Annotated in this window: 14 protein-coding genes and 1 pseudogene; 10 read left to right on the forward strand and 5 right to left on the reverse strand. The window is 48.4% G+C overall.

Going from position 1 to position 17721, the window contains the following annotated elements:
* The first annotated feature begins 15 nt into the window (after positions 1-15).
* The 4 genes from BFC21_RS00080 to BFC21_RS00095 all read left to right on the forward strand — a co-directional run bounded on the left by BFC21_RS00080 (position 16) and on the right by BFC21_RS00095 (position 3992).
* On the forward strand, positions 16-579 hold the full coding sequence (locus tag BFC21_RS00080; RefSeq protein WP_120265478.1) for a glycoside hydrolase family 19 protein: 564 nt from the start codon (positions 16-18) through the stop codon (positions 577-579).
* The gene (locus BFC21_RS00085; RefSeq protein WP_120265479.1) at positions 561-1103 is read left to right on the forward strand and encodes a lysis protein; all 543 of its coding nucleotides are present in this window, start codon (positions 561-563) and stop codon (positions 1101-1103) included. The genes BFC21_RS00080 and BFC21_RS00085 overlap by 19 nt, the downstream gene beginning before the upstream one ends.
* A gap of 150 nt (positions 1104-1253) precedes the next feature.
* A complete protein-coding gene (locus tag BFC21_RS00090) occupies positions 1254-2048 on the forward strand; it encodes a DNA adenine methylase (RefSeq protein ID WP_120265480.1) in 795 nt (264 codons plus the stop codon).
* Between the two features lie 123 nt (positions 2049-2171).
* Positions 2172-3992: a DUF4365 domain-containing protein gene (locus BFC21_RS00095; protein ID WP_120265481.1), complete on the forward strand. Its 1821-nt coding sequence runs from the start codon at positions 2172-2174 to the stop codon at positions 3990-3992.
* Between the two features lie 73 nt (positions 3993-4065).
* Here BFC21_RS00095 and BFC21_RS00100 read toward each other — a convergent pair whose 3' ends face one another.
* Positions 4066-4749 (reverse strand): SOS response-associated peptidase family protein, encoded by a 684-nt coding sequence (locus tag BFC21_RS00100; protein WP_120265482.1) that lies wholly within the window; start codon positions 4747-4749, stop codon positions 4066-4068.
* 95 nt (positions 4750-4844) lie between these two features.
* On the opposite strand from BFC21_RS00100, the gene BFC21_RS00105 reads away from it, so the two are divergent.
* The 5 genes from BFC21_RS00105 to BFC21_RS00120 all read left to right on the forward strand — a co-directional run bounded on the left by BFC21_RS00105 (position 4845) and on the right by BFC21_RS00120 (position 11416).
* Positions 4845-5270 (forward strand): LexA family transcriptional regulator, encoded by a 426-nt coding sequence (locus tag BFC21_RS00105; protein WP_120265483.1) that lies wholly within the window; start codon positions 4845-4847, stop codon positions 5268-5270.
* A complete protein-coding gene (umuC, locus tag BFC21_RS00110) occupies positions 5263-6540 on the forward strand; it encodes a translesion error-prone DNA polymerase V subunit UmuC (protein WP_120265484.1) in 1278 nt (425 codons plus the stop codon). The genes BFC21_RS00105 and umuC overlap by 8 nt, the downstream gene beginning before the upstream one ends.
* Positions 6541-6655: 115 nt before the next feature.
* The gene (locus BFC21_RS27070) at positions 6656-7150 is read left to right on the forward strand and encodes a hypothetical protein (RefSeq protein ID WP_162939264.1); all 495 of its coding nucleotides are present in this window, start codon (positions 6656-6658) and stop codon (positions 7148-7150) included.
* Between the two features lie 188 nt (positions 7151-7338).
* Complete coding sequence (locus BFC21_RS00115; RefSeq protein ID WP_162939265.1) at positions 7339-9915, forward strand: KGGVGR-motif variant AAA ATPase; 2577 nt, start codon at positions 7339-7341, stop codon at positions 9913-9915.
* Between the two features lie 544 nt (positions 9916-10459).
* Positions 10460-11416, forward strand: a complete 957-nt coding sequence (locus BFC21_RS00120; protein WP_120265486.1) for a DNA cytosine methyltransferase — start codon at positions 10460-10462, stop codon at positions 11414-11416.
* On the opposite strand, the pseudogene BFC21_RS00125 reads toward BFC21_RS00120, so the two are convergent.
* Positions 11413-12266 (reverse strand): annotated as a pseudogene (locus tag BFC21_RS00125) (IS5 family transposase). The gene BFC21_RS00120 and the pseudogene BFC21_RS00125 overlap by 4 nt on opposite strands.
* A gap of 72 nt (positions 12267-12338) precedes the next feature.
* Between BFC21_RS00125 and BFC21_RS00130 the strand changes: the two are divergent.
* Positions 12339-13202, forward strand: coding sequence for an NgoMIV family type II restriction endonuclease (locus BFC21_RS00130; RefSeq protein WP_120265487.1), 864 nt, complete (start codon positions 12339-12341; stop codon positions 13200-13202).
* A 149-nt stretch (positions 13203-13351) separates the two neighbouring features.
* Here the strand turns inward: BFC21_RS00130 and BFC21_RS00135 are convergent, their stop codons facing one another.
* From BFC21_RS00135 to BFC21_RS00145, 3 genes are all read right to left on the reverse strand, one after another.
* Complete coding sequence (locus tag BFC21_RS00135; RefSeq protein ID WP_120265488.1) at positions 13352-13738, reverse strand: hypothetical protein; 387 nt, start codon at positions 13736-13738, stop codon at positions 13352-13354.
* A gap of 897 nt (positions 13739-14635) precedes the next feature.
* Complete coding sequence (locus BFC21_RS00140; protein ID WP_120265489.1) at positions 14636-15550, reverse strand: replication initiation protein; 915 nt, start codon at positions 15548-15550, stop codon at positions 14636-14638.
* 229 nt (positions 15551-15779) lie between these two features.
* A complete protein-coding gene (locus BFC21_RS00145; protein ID WP_120265490.1) occupies positions 15780-17582 on the reverse strand; it encodes a hypothetical protein in 1803 nt (600 codons plus the stop codon).
* Positions 17583-17721: the final 139 nt, after the last annotated feature.

Raw genomic sequence — 17721 nt, forward strand, 5'->3', positions numbered from 1 at the left:
TACCTGGAGTTTTGTATGTCCGTCACTGAACAACAGCTGCAACGCATCATGCCGAACGCCCGCCGCCAAGCGGGCGTTTTTGTATCCGCTCTAAACGCGGCCATGGCGCATCGGCAAATCAATACGTCGAAACGTCAGGCGGCGTTCCTGGCCCAAGTTGGTCATGAGTCCGGCCAGCTGCAGTACGTCCGTGAGCTGGGCGGCGATCAGTACCTGAGCAAATACGACACCGGTAGCCTGGCCGTGAAACTGGGCAATACCTCGGAGCTCGATGGCGATGGCCAGCGTTATCGCGGTCGCGGCTTGATCCAGGTGACCGGACATAGCAACTACCTGCGCTGCAGCCTGGCGCTGTTCGGCGATGAGCGATTGTTGCGCACCCCTGAGCTGCTCGAGTTGCCGCAATGGGCGGCCGAGTCGGCGGCGTGGTTCTGGTGGGGGCGCGAGCTAAATGCCCTGGCAGATCGGGGCGAGTTCGAGGCGATCACCCGCAAGATCAACGGCGGCCTCAATGGTTTGGCGGATCGGCTGGAGTTGTGGGCGCGGGCGAGGGCGGTGCTATGCGTCTCGCCGACCTGATCCCGGCTCCGTATCGGCTGCTGGCCATCAGTGGGCTGCTGGCCGCATTGGTCGGCGGATCTGCTGTGTCAGCCTGGAAGGTTCAGGACTGGCGCTACGGCCAACAACTCGCCGAACAGGCCGGCCTGCACAAGGACGATCTGATCGCCATCAGCAACGCCGCCGCTGACCAGGTGCGCACGGCACAGGGCAACCGCCTGGCCCTTGAGCAGCGGCTGTCGACCAGTGAACAAACCCACTACAAGGAACTGAGTGATGCTCAACGCAACCAGGCTCGCCTGCGTGATCGCCTTGCCACTGCTGATCTGCGGATGTCAGTCCTCCTCGACGCCACCGATGCAGGCAGTGGCGACGAAGTGTCAGCCGCCGCCCCAACCGGCGGCGTGGTTCATGGCGGAACACGAGCCCAACTTGACCCAGCGCATGCTCAACGAATTATCGGCATCACCGATGCCGGCGACCAAGGACTGATCGCCCTGGCGGCCTGTCAGGCCTACGCCAAAGAAGTCTCAACACCGAAGTGAAAAAGAGCGGTCGGGGTAGATGCGTCAACATCCAACCCGACCGCCGTCCCTGCAGATTGTCCCTGCAAGTCCAGCCAAGGCTCTTACTCCGTGCACGAAGCGCGGCGAGCCTAGCACCTGTTTATCCATACAGTAAAGGTCTTGCTTTTTATGTCTACTCCCATCATCCCTTGGATGGGCGGCAAACGCCGCCTGGCCGACCGCCTCATCCCGCTCTTCCCACCACACGAATGCTACGTTGAAGTGTTTGCCGGCGGCGCCGCGCTGTACTTCATGCGGCCTCAGGCCGCGCCGGTTGAAGTCCTCAACGACATCAACGGCGACCTGGTCACGCTGTACCGCGTCGTGCAAAACCATCTGGAAGAGTTCGTGCGCCAATTCAAATGGGCGCTCAGCTCACGCCAGGTGTTCGAGTGGCAGAAGATGACCCGTCCCGAAACCCTCACCGACATCCAGCGCGCCGCCCGATTCTTCTACCTGCAGCACCATGCCTTCGCCGGCAAGGTCTCCGGTCAGACGTTCGGCACGGCGACCACTGCCCCGGCCATCAATCTGCTGCGGATCGAGGAAAACCTCTCGGCCGCCTGGCAGCGCCTGTCCGGCACCTACGTCGAAAATCTCCCCTGGCTTGAATGCGCGGAACGCTACGACCGTGCCCACACGTTCCACTATATGGATCCGCCTTACTGGCAGACCGCCGGCTATGGCGTGGACTTTCCATTCGAGAACTACGAGCGGATGGCCGACTTCATGCGCCGTTGTAAAGGCAAGGTGATGGTCAGTATCAACGATCACCCGGACATTCGCCGTGTGTTTGAGGGCTTCCATTTCGAAACCTTGGATATCCGCTACTCGAATACCAATCAAAGGCAAGGCAAAGCAGGTGTGAGTGGTGAGCTGGTCATTATGAACTGGACGCACTCCGATTTGGGAGGGCTATTCTGACAGTTGTTAGTGCCTAAGAGATGCAGGTACCCTGTCCTGGTTCCAAGGTCAAATACCGTTTCGTAATTGTCTACAAAGTTTTGGGCGTACTTGGCCCGCATCGATGATACATAGGGAGGCAATATGAATGCGGGCGAAATAGGCACAGTCGCTGGTCGAATTTTCGAGTACAAGTTACCACCAAGTTGGATATTCAGACCTCAAGAGGATCAAAATGATCACGGCATTGATGGGGAGATTGAGCTTAAAGATGCTGCCGGTAAAGCGTTAGGAGAAAATTCGATTTTTAAAGTTCAAATAAAAGGTCAGGAGTTCTCTAGCTTTATAAATAAAGGGCTAACTCTTTCCTTTAATCTGAGCTTGGAGCGTTTGAAGTACTATTTCTCATTTAGTGTGCCTGTTATTTTGGTTGTCGTAGAAGTATCAAGTGAGCGTATTTTTTGGGTTCCGGTGACGGGCAATGAAGATTTGATTTCAAAGGCCGGAAAATCGGCATCGAATGAAACAATTCAAGTTCACTTGCCTGTCGTCAATGAAATTCTCAAAGGTACGTCTCAATCTACTACTGCGCTATTGAATTCTGTTGGTATCTGTTGGGATTATCTTGCGTTCAAAGGTTTGAAATCATCGATTTCAAATCTACATGCTATCAGTCCGGATGCGCTGCAAAAACGTATTGAGGATGTTGGGGGCGCGCTTTTTAAAGCCTATCATCAACAGCTTGACAATTTACTTAGGGGTAAAGAATTTGGACGGGTTTATGAAATATCGCATCAGCTTATAAGCTCAGAGATAGTTCCGTCGTCAGATCGGTTTATTGCAGCCCTCTATTATGATCAGGTCTTTAGTATTGCACCTTCTACCAATGTCAAAAGAGAGCAGCTTGAGCAAAAGCTGCTTATATGTAATTTGTTGGTTGCTCTAGCTAGGGAAGAGAAAAGTCAGACATACAGATTGCTAGCTATAGGTAAGTCGCGAGTTGTTATATTTAGGGTGCGGGCTGATCAGCTCTATGCGACACACAATGCAAATAAAGCGTTCCCTGATAATAGTTTAGAAAAGTACATGTTTAATATTGAGGAGCACAAGCTGTACAGTATTTGCTGTGATAACCTGCAAAAAATTGCAGAGTTGTGTCAGCGTCTTACCATGCTTGATCAGTTTGGGATTTTGTGTGACGTCTTTGTCAGTGCCGCAGTGCCCATAATATTGTTCAGGTCTGTACACGGTGCTCGAGGTGATTCTAGCGCTATTTCTGTGTTCGATGCATGGTTTCGTAGTGTTTATCTTCTCGTGTTTGCGTACTGCTCTCTAGTGGGGGAGCTGGAAAAAGCAGCGGTGCTTTATAGGTTTTTAGTTCGCGCAGATATGACCTTGGAGCAGACGGCAGAAATCAAACAACTCTTCGGATTTAATCGAGAGTTGATTGCTCGTTTTGATGAGCTGGAAGAAGAGCTTGCAAGCGCTGAAAGTGCGCCAGCGAGCTTTTTTGATTTGAGTGTTTTGGAACAGAAAAAATATTACACATCAACTGCAAAAGACTTGGGGATGGATCCTGATGACCCGAAATGTATGTTGGGGGGGATAGTTGCGCGAGGGCTAATTAACTATGATCCAAATGATATTATAAAAAAATGCGAACATCTGTTCGTTAGTTACCGTCCGGCAGGTATTGTGGCCGAAACACTTCGTATGCATTCAGCTGGGGGGATGCACTTGTTGGTGTGCTTAAAGCATAAGTATGCGGCAGGGACCGGGGGTTTATTACTTCCGTTGTACGACAACGATTCGAAGCAGGAGTTTCTTAGAGGCTTCAAACAAACTCATTGTGATACCTGTAAAGATTGCAAGCCGAGAGTGGAAGAATGGAGATGGAGTTTGCAATGGCAGCACGAGGGTGAGGCCGAACATAAGGATACGTTAGCTCTGTTCGGATCCTGGTAAGCCAACAAACTGTAACGGGCTGTGGAGCTAAGGTGGCCCCACTTTCGATGGGTGAGTGGCCTCGGCTCTGCGGTCAATCACCTGTCGGCGTCAGCAGTCCAACGCCCTGATTGCGAACATTGCCTACTGCTCTATCCACTCGAAACCACTCAAAAGCTTCTGTCTGCTCACCTTGATTCAGCACCATCTGCTCGGCACGTTCTTTTGGCGCGTCAGGGTCAAGCCATTCGCGGGCCAATTCTGGTGAAAACGTCACCGGCCGCCGGTCATGGATGTCTACCATTCCGCCGGCGCTGTCAGCGGTGATGATCACAAAGCCGTCATGCTCGCTAGGCGGGATCTCCGCGTTGGGGTACTGGCCGATAGCAGCACAGAGGATCGGCGCCTGGTCCCGCCGGCGAATGAGGTAAGGCTGCTTCTTTGGTCCGCCTTCATCCGCCCATTCAAACCAGTTGTTGATCGCAATGATGGCACGGTGAGGCCAGATTGCGCGGAAGAATGGGCCGTGGGCCACTTTCTCGACTCGGGCGTTGATCGGCGCAGCCCTGTCCTTAGCCCAATGCGGACGCCATCCCCATCGAACCATGTCGGCGTGCAGGTAGTCGCCCTCCTGATGGAAAATGGCGAGCTGCATTGTCGGTGCGGCGTTGTAGCGCTCGAAGGGGTGGTCGCCAGCGTTATTGACCAGCGCGTTGGGCATGCTCAGCGCTGCGACGAAGTCGTGAATGCCATCGTACTGCGAAAGTCGTCCGCACATAGCTCGCCCGCCTATCAGATATTCCCTACATAAATTGACCGCAAGCGTTTCTGAAAGTTAACTGTACATTCGTACAGTATCGGAAGTCGTGCGTCATGAGCTTTTCAATTTTAGGTCCTATTGCCGAGGGCGGCCTGAAGCTGCCGCTTTGCCTGTTTCAGGTGCCGGCCGGTTTTCCTTCGCCGGCAGCAGATCACATCGAGGCGCACATATCGCTGGATGAGGTGTTGAATATCCGTGCGCCGCACGTCTACTTGGTGTCGATCATCGGGGAGAGCATGCAGGGCGCCGGTATTTTTGAAGGCGACTTAGCGATCGTGGACCGCTCCATTGAACCAGCCCACGGTCATATCGTAGTGGCATTGCTTAACAACGATCCGATCTGCAAGCGCCTGTGCATCCGAGGCAAAGAGGTGATCTTGCTGTCGGAAAACTCCAAGTACCCGGCTCGGTATGTATTGGAGAGCGACGAACTGTCGATCTGGGGTGTGATTACCGGGACCGTGCGCAGCCATGTCTAAGCCATCGCCGGTATTTGGTTTGATCGACTGCAACAGCTTTTATGCCAGTTGCGAGAGGGTGTTTCGCCCGGACCTGGCGAAGGTGCCGATCGTGGTCCTCTCGAACAACGACGGCTGCGTCATTGCGCGCAGCTACGACGCCAAGCCCTTCGTGAAAATGGGCGCGCCGTATTTCCAGATCAAACACACGCTTCGGCAGCACGGCATTGTTGCCTTTTCGTCGAATTACGCACTGTACGGCGACCTCAGTGAGCGAGTCATGACCGTAATCGAAGCTTTGGTGCCGGCGGTCGAGGTGTACAGCATCGATGAGGCGTTCGCCGACCTGACCGGCATCGACGGGCTGGACGCGCTCGGTCGACAAATTCGCAACCAGGTGCTGCGCTGCACCGGTATTCCGGTTGGCGTTGGCATCGCTCCCACTAAGACCCTGGCCAAGTTGGCTAACCACACGGCAAAACGCTTGCAGGCCCAGACCGGGGGCGTGGTGAATATTTGCAACCCAGTGAAGCGCGACTGGGTGCTACGCAACACCGACGTGGGTGAGGTATGGGGCGTGGGCCGGCGTATGAAAGTGCACTTGAATGCACTGGGCATCAAGACAGCCATGGACTTGGCCATGGCCGACGCCTGGTCGCTACGCAAAAATTTCAGCGTGGTGATCGAAAAGACTGCTCGGGAGCTGGCCGGTACCCCGTGCCTGGAACTGGATGAGCCAGACACACCGAAGCAGGAGATCTGCTGCAGCCGGATGTTCGGTAAACGGCTGAAGGAACTACCGCCCATTAAGGAGGCGGTGGCCACCTACATGATGCGTGCCTCGGAAAAGCTCAGGGCTCAGAATTCTTTTTGTAAGAAGATTCGAGTGAGTATTCGTACCGGCATGTTTAATCCAGATGAGGCCAAATACGCCAACGGTGTAGTGGTCGATCTGCCGTACCCCACCGATGATGTACGTCTTCTGACCAAGGCGGCGGCTGATGCGCTTGATCTCGTATTCAGGCCGGGCTTCAAATACAGCAAGGCGGAAGTTTTGCTGCTGAACCTATGCCAGCCCGGCGAGTTTACCGATGACCTATTCGCCATTTCTCAACCGGACGAAGCCTCAAAGGTGATGGCTGTGCTGGATCAGATCAATGGTAAGTGGGGCAGGGGCACTTTACGGTCAGCCAGTGTGCCGACCAATCCTGACTGGGGAATGCGCAGAGAAATGATGAGTCAAAGCTACACGACTAGGCTGGATCAGCTTTGGAGGGTGTCTTGCAAATAGGGTTTTTTTGCGGCGCTGCACGAGCCCTGAGGTTCTTGATTTTAAAGGGCGAGATGGATCTTGCTGATTTTTCATTTATGCTGGGGACATTCAGAAAAAAAGGGCAAGGAAAGCTATGCTCGTATGTCAACGTGATGATCATAAGCAGAATTTTTTAAGAACAGCTGCACTTGCGGACCTTTTATCAGCAGCAGTTGATTCAAGTCACCAACTTCCCTCGCATGGACCGTCATTGCTACGTTTCTATGCTGCAGAATCAGGGCTTAAGTACTTACTTAATCGTGCAGAACGGGTACCTTTCAGCTACGAAGTAAGGGATCAGAGCGTAGCGTTGGATAATGCGCCACTTTCTCCTAAAAACCCTGGCAAAGTCGAAGGCTATTCTCATGATCTAGGGCTGATGTTGCGTCGACTCAAAGTTTCCGCAGCATCAGTTTCACCACCAGTCGGGCCATTTCGAACGGTAAATGGATATAACAACGGTCAGGATTTTGAAATTCCGCGCGCTCACGAAGCATGGCGTTACGGCTTAGCTACCGCGCCCGCAGATCAAGCGGCGTTAGAAACATTTTTGACGGCGGTAATCACTTACGTACAGGGCGAAATATAATGGCCACTAGCGAATTATCGACTCTCCCATTGTTATCATGGATCGATGTGGCTAGAAGACTGTCCACAATACCAATGAGGCACGAAGGGTGCGCAGCTCCATTTGCTCCCCCCGCGGGGCTTATAGCATCGGACGTATTTTGGACCGGCCTGATCCTGACATTAGAGTCGCCCGATCAAGTACCTCATGTGCAAGAATGGCTAAAAGAAGTGTTTGGTTCGTGGGTGCAAGTTGGAACGAATAACAATATATTTATAAGGCTGGAGGGGCCGTCCGAACTAAATAATTTACGGGTTATTTATGAGTTTGATGGGCCTGACGTAAAGATTCCAGTGTTTAGACCTAACGCTTCATTGGAGGGGCATAGGTCGTATTCAATTTCCTTCCCTGAGCGATTAGATGATTTGCCGTCGGTAGTGGCATTTCATAGTGTAAAGGGCGGAGTTGGCCGAACCACTGCTGCTATGGCGTTCGCTAAAAATATAGCAGATAGCAGTAGCGGAGATCCTGTTCTTTTTATAGATGCTGACTTTGAGGCGCCGGGAATAAGTTATCTATATCGAACACGTAAACCAGATGTTAGCGTGTCCCTTGAGGACATGCTGGCGTTAGCGCATGCCGATACCTCTGAGGATTTGAATAGCACTATTTCATTTGTTGCAGCACAGATGTTAGATCAACGTATCGACGATATTTATGTGTTGCCGGTTAAAAGGCTATTGAATGATTTGTCCGGATTTACCATTAGGCCCGAACATTTGGTTAATGCGCGGAAGAATCAGCCTTTTTTGATAGTTGATTTGGTTAGAGGGTTAGCGAAAGCGCTCGGTTGCAGGATTGCAATCGTAGACCTCAGAGCGGGACTTGTTGACATTGCATTGCATTTCTTGACTGATCCGAGTGTTGAAAGAGTTTTTGTTTCCACAGCAAGTGGACAGTCCATAAATGCACTCAAGGGAATGTTGCAAACGATAGGGCACATAGAACGACAAACAGGGATTTCTGGTCGTCAGCCCTTTGTGTTATTCAACCAAGTACCTCGGCATCAATATGAGGACGCCGATTTTCGAAGTGGCTTGCAATCGCAACTGGAAGTTCAAGCAGAAAGTGCGTTTCTTCTATCTGATGGATTGGTTTTAGACTCAGAGTCAGCAGTTACACCCGGGTTAGAAAGCACTTTAGCTTTTGGGTTTCATTATCACGTTCCAGATCTCATTGCTTCGGTTGATGAGTGGGTGTCGTATTTCCACGAACTGCATCGAACAGGGTTTACCTCAGGTCTGAAATCCGAGATGGAAAACTGGATGCTAACGCGCCGACTAGGGGTATTGCCTTTAAGTACTCAGGTGCCTAGTTTAGGAGACGTTAGCCATAATGATGCTTGTACGCTTCTCGCCGAGTTTGCAAAAAAATTAGAGTTTGCTGAAACTGTAGTTGACGTGCAAAGACCATTGATCACTCCGCCCCTGCAGCGATTAATTGGGGATTTTACACAGCATCCGCCAATTACTGTTATTGAAGGTACTAAGGGAACTGGTAAAACGCTTACGTTCAGGTATTTATTAGAGCATCAGTCTTGGGCAGCTGCATCTAAAACTTTAGAATCAGGCCAGGCAACAAGTTTTGAAGGTGTATTCCTCCCTGTATTCGGCTCTGTTAATAGCTCGGATAGTATGCAACAGCTAGTGGCAGATGGTCGAAGTAGGGTGGCTGCTCAGTTGTCACAGAAAGAGCCTGCCCGTTTTTCTGAGACTACTGACGGTGTAAAGCAGGGGATTAAAGAAAAGTGGGATGTTCCACAGTGGACAGTTTTCTGGCTGGATAGCATAGCAAGATCTGCCGGGTTTACTGGTGCTTCTAATAATTGGCAGAGTTTTCTAAACGCTGTCAAAAATTCGGGAAGCATCAGACCAATAGCTATGTTCGAAGGCTTAGAAGAGGAGTTTGTTAATCCCTATACCGATGTGGTACATGCGGATGCCTTGCGCTCTTTGTTTCGAGATGTGCCGATTAAGCTAAGAGAAGAAGCGGGGCGACCTATTGGTCTAATTGTATTTGCAAGAAGCGATATGGTAGAGGCCGTAATTGAACAGAATGTACAGCAATTCCGTGCGTCCTATAGAAATTATGCATTGACTTGGCGAGACCTGGATATTCAAGAGCTTGTTATATGGCTCGTATCGAACAGCGGTGCAATTCCAAATTTGTGGACACCCAATTGGCGAGCTCGGTCGGAGATAGAGCGTGAAGCTGATTTACGACGAGTATGGGGTTTAAAGCTCGGGAGTGACTCTGGAAAAGAGGCTAGATCTACGGAGTGGGTTCTTGCTGTGCTAACAGATTTGACCGGTAGGTTAACTGCTAGGGACCTGGTAAGATTTATACATCAGGCGGCGCTAAGCTCAAGGTCTCAAGCAGTTGAAGGACGGTTGCTTACAGCTAGTGCTATGAGAAAAGCTGTTGAGTATACAAGCTATCAGAAGGTAGACGAATATCCGAAAGAGGTGAGAGAGTTACTCCCAATTTTCGGAAAGTTGAAGTCAATCTCTGACTTGGCTACTCCATTTGATAGAATTGAAGCTGCATCCAAAGGGATTGAATCTCAAGAACTGGACATCTTAGAGAAATACGGAGTTGCTTATGCTGACGAAGGGAGTTTTGAAGTTCCCGAGCTCTTCAGGATTGGATTGAACATGAAGCGAAAAGGCGCTAGACCAAACATCATTAGTCTGACTCGAAAAGCAAGGGAGCGAGCCAAGGCCTAGCTAGGTTTTATGTGATTTTTAGCCTGCTGACCTTTACAGCTTTGTGAAGTGGTTTAGGGCATATTTAGGGCAAAACACAGGCCGCTGTAGGCTCTGGCAGGCCGAAGGTTCGACCGAGATTTCGCGTTTTATGTGGCCTACAGCGGTGTGCAGGGCAGTCAGAAGGGGTTCGAATCCCTATCTCTCCGCCATATTGAAAAAAGCCTTATAAATCAATGATTTACGAGGTTGTAAAAATGGTGATTTGTAGCAAGGTTTTGTAGCAAAAACCTGACCTACAGATCGCCATTTTTTTCGTCTGTCGTTTGCTCTTCCTGCCTCTGTGCTGCCCTATGACCTAAAAGCCCCTGTGGGAGCATAGGAGCGGATTTGTGGATAATGCCCCGCCGTTGCCCGTAGTGGCTTGATCAAGACCCTTTGATGTGCTGCGGCTCTGCAGCAGTGCGTCGAAGGGTTAGATGGGTTCCCTGTCTATCCATACACCATGTTAGTATCACCGATTTTTAAGAAGCCGCTTTGAAACAGAGCGTTGCGAGGAGACAAAATGAGCCTATTCACGTCATTGGAAATGTGTGCCGGAGCTGGCGGGCAAGCTCTCGGCCTAGAAATGGCGGGCTTTGGGCACGAAGTATTGGTGGAAATTGAACCTCCTGCCTGTGCAACTCTCCGTTTAAACCGCCCTGAGTGGAACGTGCAAGAGCAGGATCTGCGTCAATTTAACGGTCTTCCTTATTTCGGGGTTGATTTGGTCGCCGGTGGGGTTCCTTGCCCTCCTTTTTCCAAAGCTGGTAAGCAGCTTGGGGCCGATGATGAACGTGACCTTTTCCCCGAAGCGTTACGTCTTGTTGATGAGTGCCGACCGAAAGCCGTGATGCTGGAAAACGTGCGAGGTCTTCTCGACGCTGTTTTCGATGACTACCGTAATAAGGTTGAGAAACAACTTAAAAAGCTTGGCTATGTGCCGGGCTGGCGGCTGCTGAATGCTTCCGATTTTGGCGTTACCCAGCTTCGGCCTCGTGTGGTTTTCGTTGGCATCAGGAAAGACCTTGCTGAGGGTTTTTCATGGCCTGAGCCAAAGCTAATCACTCCACCGACTGTTGGTGAGCTTCTTCACGATCTAATGCAGGCCGATGGCTGGCGTGGTGCTGATGCATGGCGAGAGCAGGCGAACACAATCGCACCAACGCTCGTCGGCGGATCTAAAAAGCACGGTGGCCCGGATCTGGGGCCAACAAGAGCTAAGAAGGCTTGGGCTTCCATTGGTGTGTGTGGGATGGGTATTGCCAATGAACCTCCTACGGAGTTTTTTGAAGGGATGCCGAGGCTGACTACCCGCATGGCTGCACGCATTCAGGGGTTCCCTGATGACTGGCAATTTTATGGAAAGAAAACTGCAGCATATCGACAGATAGGGAACGCTTTTCCACCTCCTGTTGCGTGTGCAGTTGCGAAGCAAATCTTCAAAGCTCTTTCTGTAAAACGCTTGGTACAGGTTGCCTAGGCTCTGTACGTAAAGTATTGTCGCAAGCACCGCATAGCGCAGGCCAATGAGACCATCGCCGCAAAACTTGTTGCGAGCTTGTCGAAGCGCGTCACGATGCGACGGTTCTCCTTCAGCCAGCCAAACATGCGTTCGATGATGTTGCGCTGCCGATATTTGGGGCGATCAAAAAGTCGAGGCAATCCTGGCTTGGTTTTGCGCTTCATGCTTCGCAACGGAATGACTGGCTGCATGCGATAACGATCACAATACTGGCGCAGCGCTTCAGCGTCGTAACCCTTGTCAGCCAGCAACCAGCGGCAACGCTTGCGTGGGCGACCGCGCAGGCTGGGTATGCAAGCCTGATCGAGTAGCGGTTGGGCATAGGCTATATCGCTGGCTTGTCCGCCTGACAACAGGAAACGCAGAGGCACACCATTGGCGTCGCACAGCATGTGAATCTTGGTCGTCAGGCCACCCCGGCTGCGCCCGAGCGCGTGGTCTTGCGGTTCTTCAAATCCCCTTTTTTCCCGGCACCTGATGAGGCCCGGGTTGCTCGTACGGCAGTGGAGTCGATCATCCATGTTTCCAAGTCAATCAAACCCTGCTCATTCAATCGGATATGAAGACGCTTGAGCATCTGATCAAAAGCTCCGCAATCACGCCATCCCCGGAACCGTTGATAGATCGTTGACCAAGGGCCGAATCGTTCGGGCATGTCTCGCCAGGCTGCGCCAGAGCAAAGCACCCAGAGAATACCGTTTAGCATCAGGCGATCATCGGCCCGAGGGCGCCCGGTGCGCTGATTTTTGGTGAAGATATCTGCAACCAGATCCCAGGCTGCGTCGGGGAGTTCATACCGCTTTGCCATCTTGGCCTCCTGGCTTTAATGGCGGTGTATTTTACAGAAAATCGTATTTCTTGGGTTTACGTACAGAGCCTAATGAATATTCCTCCCGAGTTTCTACAAGCACGGAAAGAGTTCCATGCTTCGCTGCTCAAAACAACGCTGACAATCAATGATAAGGGTGTGCCAAGCAACGCCGACAGTAGCAATAGAAGCAGTATTGCCATTGCAAAAGGCATTGCGGAGTTATTGAAGGCTGAGACAATTGCAGAACGCCAAGCTGGTCAAACTTCTGGTAATGAATTTGAGGGTATTTGTGCGGAGTATGTAAAAAATACTTTCTTGAAACTGGGGCATCTTCGTCCCGGTGACTGGGACGTGCATCAAGTGTCTGGGCGTAATCGTTTAGAGATTGCTAAATATGAGCAATATGCACATCTGATAGCGTTGGATCAGGCTGCAAAAGCTGACCCTGAACTTGCCGCTGCTTTGGGAAGCGACTACACAATTACCCCTGATATTGTCGTGGTTAGGGGCTTAGAAAGTGACGAGAATATCAACCGTCATGAGTTTTTGGTTGATAGTTCTGTAAGCACTAGAGCCAGCTTGAGGGCTGCTGCCGGGGGCAAGCCGCTTCTGCATGCAAGCGTGTCATGTAAGTGGACTATCCGAAGTGATAGGGCACAGAACGCACGTTCCGAAGCTTTAAACCTGATGCGTAACCGGAAAGGCCACCTGCCTAATATAATGGTGGTCACTGCTGAACCCACTCCTAGCAGATTAGCTTCAATCGCTCTCGGTACGGGCGATATAGATTGCGTTTATCATTTTGCCTTGTATGAGCTACAAGCAACATTGAAAGAACTAGGCATGGACGATTCGGCGGAGCTTTTAGCTATCATGGTTGATGGTCGTCGTTTGAAAGATATAAGCGATTTGCCACTAGATTTGGCAACTTAAAAAATATGCAGTTATAAGCAGAAGGCCGGTATCGGCCTTTTGTTTGTTCTGCTACATATGATGGTGTGAAGAGGGTAAAGGTTGGGGGATATATCCTTGAAGCTGAGCCTGCTAAGCCATGTAGCGAAAAACGCTGCATGGATATATGTTTATGATATTGATGTTCGCATTTCTTGAATTTTTTGTCTCTTGTATTCATTTGCATCATCTTCAATTTTTCTCTTTGCATCGTTCCATAGTGACTTATACGTCTCGCTATATCGCTCTGTTAAAATCAGCACGATATCGTCAAGGTTTTGCTGTTTTACCTTGTTGCCGGGCTTCCCAAACTCTTTTATCAAAACATCGTTTGAGATTGATTTGGAGCCAGAGAATGCTGCTATTAATTTTTTTGCAAGGCATGATGTCAGTTTCAAGTCTGGAAATTCTTCCATTTCTACCAGTTTTATAAATATTACTAAAAACTTTTGACGTTCTCTTCTTTTAAATCCGCCAACTAGCCCGCCTATTTTTCCTGCTTGTTCTGCTTTGTTCATGTTAGAACTCCTATGTTGTTATAATACAAATACCATAGGTTTTATGTAAGTCAATACTTCGGGGTTATATCTCCGAACCTATAAATTTGCTTCGGGGATACACATTGTAGGAGTTTGGCCATGTTCATTTTTTTGAATTTTCGATGTGACCAATACCTCACATTATTTTGTGAGATTAATTTGAGAGCGATTTTTTGAATTTTGTAGGTGCTATTTTTTCGCTGCTTTGTAGCAAAAGTGAACTAAGTAATTTATGTAGAGTTGAACACTATTTGACGATTATGGTCGAACCTTATATTTATTTTCATTTTGCTCTTGACAAGATATTTTGCTGTTTTTAAGCCATAATCCGATGGTTGAAAAAATCCATATATCAATAATTTGGTATAAATACTTGAAATTTCTTGGGCGTATTTTTAAAGAAAACTAAGTTTCCACAAACCCCGCTTTTTCAGTACTGCCCCAAATCGCTTTCGGGATATTTACGCTCACCAGTCGAGTGAGCGGTATTCACCGTTTTCGATGAATTTGGAAAAGTGTGAATTTTTCATCAGGAAAGAAATTTGATATGTATGTATACATACATATAGGTTGGGGGATATATCTCCAAACCTTGGGAAGTATTGGGGGTTGCTGGTGAGATGCTGCAATGAGGTCGCTCACGCATTCGATTGTTTTAGGCGTGTAGTGGTGTGGCTTGGTATCTTTGTATATATCGAGTAAATGTAAGCGTATTTTGACCATTTCCGTGCGTTCTATGTCTATCGGTGGGGCGGTGTATGTATATGTGGGTGGATATGGGGAGGAAGGAAAAAGAAAAGGGGAGGGGGGGGAGGAAGAAGAAACCCCCTCACCGGGTGCTATTATCTGATATAGGCTTTGCGACAAATTATAATGCTATGCTTTTTTTATCCACCTGTAAGCAGTCGCACGGTCTACGTTTAGCTGTTTCATTACTTCTTTTATGGTTGCCCCAGCTTCAAGCAAGATAATACCCCGTTCTCTCTTGGTCTTGCCCTTCTGTTTACCCCTGAAAGCCTGTATCTCGCTTGTGTGGGTTCTGGCGACATAATCACCAAAGGTGCCACGGTTAAAGTTCCTATGCGTCCACTTCGCTACGCTATTGGCTGTGTGTTTAACTTCGGATACGTCCAATGGTGTAGAAAAATTGACGTTGTAGCCAGTGGCACGGTCAAGGCACGCATTCCGCCATTGGTTGTAGTCGGGCCAGCCTTGGCGGATGGCTTTGTATGCCCACGCCCTTAACTCATCGAAAAGCATACAGTTGCGACCCAAGCCGTAATCCTCTACGGGCTTCTGTTTGGCCTTTTCCGGCGTTAAATCAACGTAGTCAGCCAAGTAGTCCAAGGTGTATGGATCTGCCTGCCATTGGGTCACTATCCAGTGTGAGTTGATCGGGTTCTTGCAGATCAACCCGCTGTAGCCTCTGTCTGCTCCAAGGCGACTACGCAAGCCTGCCTCAACGGCTGCTGCGTAGCGTAAAGGGGCCGTTTTACCGTCGATAGCGGTTCGTACAGGTGTTTGTAGCAGGTAGAGTAAATGAGCGTGCCCGTTCGCTGGATTTCGAGCTATTAGGTTTGGAGCTGGTGCCCCTACGTTATCCCAGTGCATACCGGCATCGGTTCGGTCTAAGTCAAAAACCATCCAATATCTATGGGTAGGCCCATTAGGTTGGATAAGCTTTGCAAATTTTGCTTTTTCTTTTTTATTGATTTTTAAGCCACTGACTAAATCGTCTGTGTGATAAGGTCTCTTTGGTAAGTAGTCCTCAAATAGTTTTACGCATCCCATTTTTATCCTCTTCTAATAGTTATTTAGAAAAAGAAAACCTTGGGAGATGACTTGACAATAAACTTTTTGATGATTAAATGAGTGTGTTGATTAAAGTTTTTTAAAATTTTATTGTAGTATCCTTAACCACCTTCCCCAAGGTGGTTTTCTTTTTCTGCTCCTTTCAAGTTGCCACACTTTCGAGGTTTGTCAAACTTGGATGGTAAAAAGCCCGCCTTGTTGCGGGTTTTTATTTGTTTTTGTGAAGGCTTCTTCTTGCTCTCGCTGTCTTTGCATCTACCGCCTCCTGTTTATCAAATTCTATTATTTGGGTGCTGGTGAATGTGTCGGATATGAATAGCTGGACCTTTTCTTTAAAGCCAAAATTAACCATATCAGGGTCTAGTCCTTTTTCTTCAAGCTGTTCTTTCACTGACCATAGGTAATCGTGTCGCTTTTCTTTTCCCATATATTTAGCGGTCTGTAAGATGTTTTCTTTCATTTCTTGATACAGGATTTCTGTGTTCTCATGCATTCTATTTGCATGAAGAACCTTGTCCACCTTTATGTCAAATTTATGGATTAGTGGTTCTAGCTTTTCGTCAAGTATTGTTATCGCTTGCTTAATTCTTTTATGCTTTGCCGATTCTGCTGTAACTTTTCCTTTTAAGTTATTTAGATTTTTTTGTAATTTTTCTTTTTCTGCTTTGAAGTTTTTGCCTAGCTCAACTTTTTTATTTTGTAGCTGTGTGATGTCTTGCTGAATATCTATTCGTTTTTGCGTTAGGGTGCTAAGGGTTGTCGTGTTTTCTTTGATTTTGCTGTCAAACTGGGCGAGCCTTTTGCTCCAATATGTTTCGGCTTTTTCAATCTTCATTTGTAAGTTAAGGCTGATTTGTGTCCCTTGGCGTATTTCTTGGTCAATCGTGCCTTTTGTTTGTTGCTTGTTCTCGATTTCTGTTGAGACTTCCTCAAGTTTATTTTGTTTATCTTCAAGTTGCTCTTGTCGCATTGTATAAATGTTAAATGCCCTATCTTCTTTGGCTTTCTTACTTTCAAGCCTGATTTTCTTTCTAAGTTCAAGGTTTTCTTGGGTTTTTTCCAATCTATTAGCTACAAGTGGAATACTTTCAGTTTTGAATTTTTTATTTATGTGCTTGTAAAATAGCTCCTGTAACGCTTCGCCTATTATTTGGCTTTCCTGATAGGTCTGTTGCTTGGTGTTTACAGGCGTGTAATCCTTAAAAAAATCAAGATGTTTAATAACTTTATTGGCAAGTACCGCTTGCTGTTCTGTCAGGTCATATTCCCCAGTTCTTTTGTTTTTACAGTCGATAAAAATATGAGGGTGGTCGCCAACCTTCTTTTTACCTCCCTCTAATTCATCGCCGTGGTAAACCGTCAATAGTACGTTATAGTCGGGAAAATATTTGGCGTAGAAGTCCTGAATTGCAGAAACGTAGAATTCAGGCGGTAGATCTACTTGGTTGTGCATGGGGAATTTAAAGAAAGCCTCTTGGATAACCGTTTTACGGCCATCCAGTGGTTTTTCTGCTTGGGTGATAGTGTTGTGTAGGTCTATGTAGTTTTGGACGCTTTTGAGCTTCTGGGCCTTCCTGCTGACCTCGAAGGCTTCAAAATCTTCTTTGACCTGTTCGCCGTCGATGTAATCGCCACGCTCGATCAGATCATCAAGATAGGCGGCTATGGGTTGGCCTACCTCATCTTTAATGATTTTCTTGATTTTGTATTTATATTTGCCTTTAGTTTCTACGTCTTCTTTTCTCTGCTCTTTGCTTCTATTGACCAAATGAAAGGGTGTTAGCGTGTCTTTAATGAATGACAAGGCGGACGCCTCATTCATCGAGACGCGATTGCCGTTAATTATGAATATGTTGTTATGGGATAGGTCTTCGTCCCATTGTGTTTTCTTTTCTTCTTTGCTGTGAACACGCAAGGAATGCTTTAAGGATTTGCCTAGTTTTTTAATTGTAGAGACTGAAAAGTTAAGCCTCTTATATAGCATGGTTGTGCTTTTGATTTCATTGCTCATTTTACCCTCAGTAGTTGTTGTTTTTTACTCCTAAATTTCAGCGAGATGCTTTTGCTTTGCTCTTGGGTATCCAAAGGGGCACCCTTTGGCCCGACGTTACTACTTCTCATCTTTTGCGAAGCAAAAGTGTGAAGTAGTA

Origin of the sequence: Pseudomonas sp. TMW 2.1634, from assembly GCF_001703595.1 — a bacterium.
Taxonomy (GTDB): Bacteria; Pseudomonadota; Gammaproteobacteria; order Pseudomonadales; family Pseudomonadaceae; genus Aquipseudomonas; species Aquipseudomonas fragi.

Coding starts and splice junctions, on each gene's coding strand:
- BFC21_RS00080 (WP_120265478.1), top strand. CDS start 16: ATGTCCGTCACTGAACAACAGCTGCAACGCATCATGCCGAACGCCCGC.
- BFC21_RS00085 (WP_120265479.1), top strand. CDS start 561: ATGCGTCTCGCCGACCTGATCCCGGCTCCGTATCGGCTGCTGGCCATC.
- BFC21_RS00090 (WP_120265480.1), top strand. CDS start 1,254: ATGTCTACTCCCATCATCCCTTGGATGGGCGGCAAACGCCGCCTGGCC.
- BFC21_RS00095 (WP_120265481.1), top strand. CDS start 2,172: ATGAATGCGGGCGAAATAGGCACAGTCGCTGGTCGAATTTTCGAGTAC.
- BFC21_RS00100 (WP_120265482.1), bottom strand. CDS start 4,749: ATGTGCGGACGACTTTCGCAGTACGATGGCATTCACGACTTCGTCGCA.
- BFC21_RS00105 (WP_120265483.1), top strand. CDS start 4,845: ATGAGCTTTTCAATTTTAGGTCCTATTGCCGAGGGCGGCCTGAAGCTG.
- umuC (WP_120265484.1), top strand. CDS start 5,263: ATGTCTAAGCCATCGCCGGTATTTGGTTTGATCGACTGCAACAGCTTT.
- BFC21_RS27070 (WP_162939264.1), top strand. CDS start 6,656: ATGCTCGTATGTCAACGTGATGATCATAAGCAGAATTTTTTAAGAACA.
- BFC21_RS00120 (WP_120265486.1), top strand. CDS start 10,460: ATGAGCCTATTCACGTCATTGGAAATGTGTGCCGGAGCTGGCGGGCAA.
- BFC21_RS00130 (WP_120265487.1), top strand. CDS start 12,339: ATGAATATTCCTCCCGAGTTTCTACAAGCACGGAAAGAGTTCCATGCT.
- BFC21_RS00135 (WP_120265488.1), bottom strand. CDS start 13,738: ATGAACAAAGCAGAACAAGCAGGAAAAATAGGCGGGCTAGTTGGCGGA.
- BFC21_RS00140 (WP_120265489.1), bottom strand. CDS start 15,550: ATGGGATGCGTAAAACTATTTGAGGACTACTTACCAAAGAGACCTTAT.
- BFC21_RS00145 (WP_120265490.1), bottom strand. CDS start 17,582: ATGAGCAATGAAATCAAAAGCACAACCATGCTATATAAGAGGCTTAAC.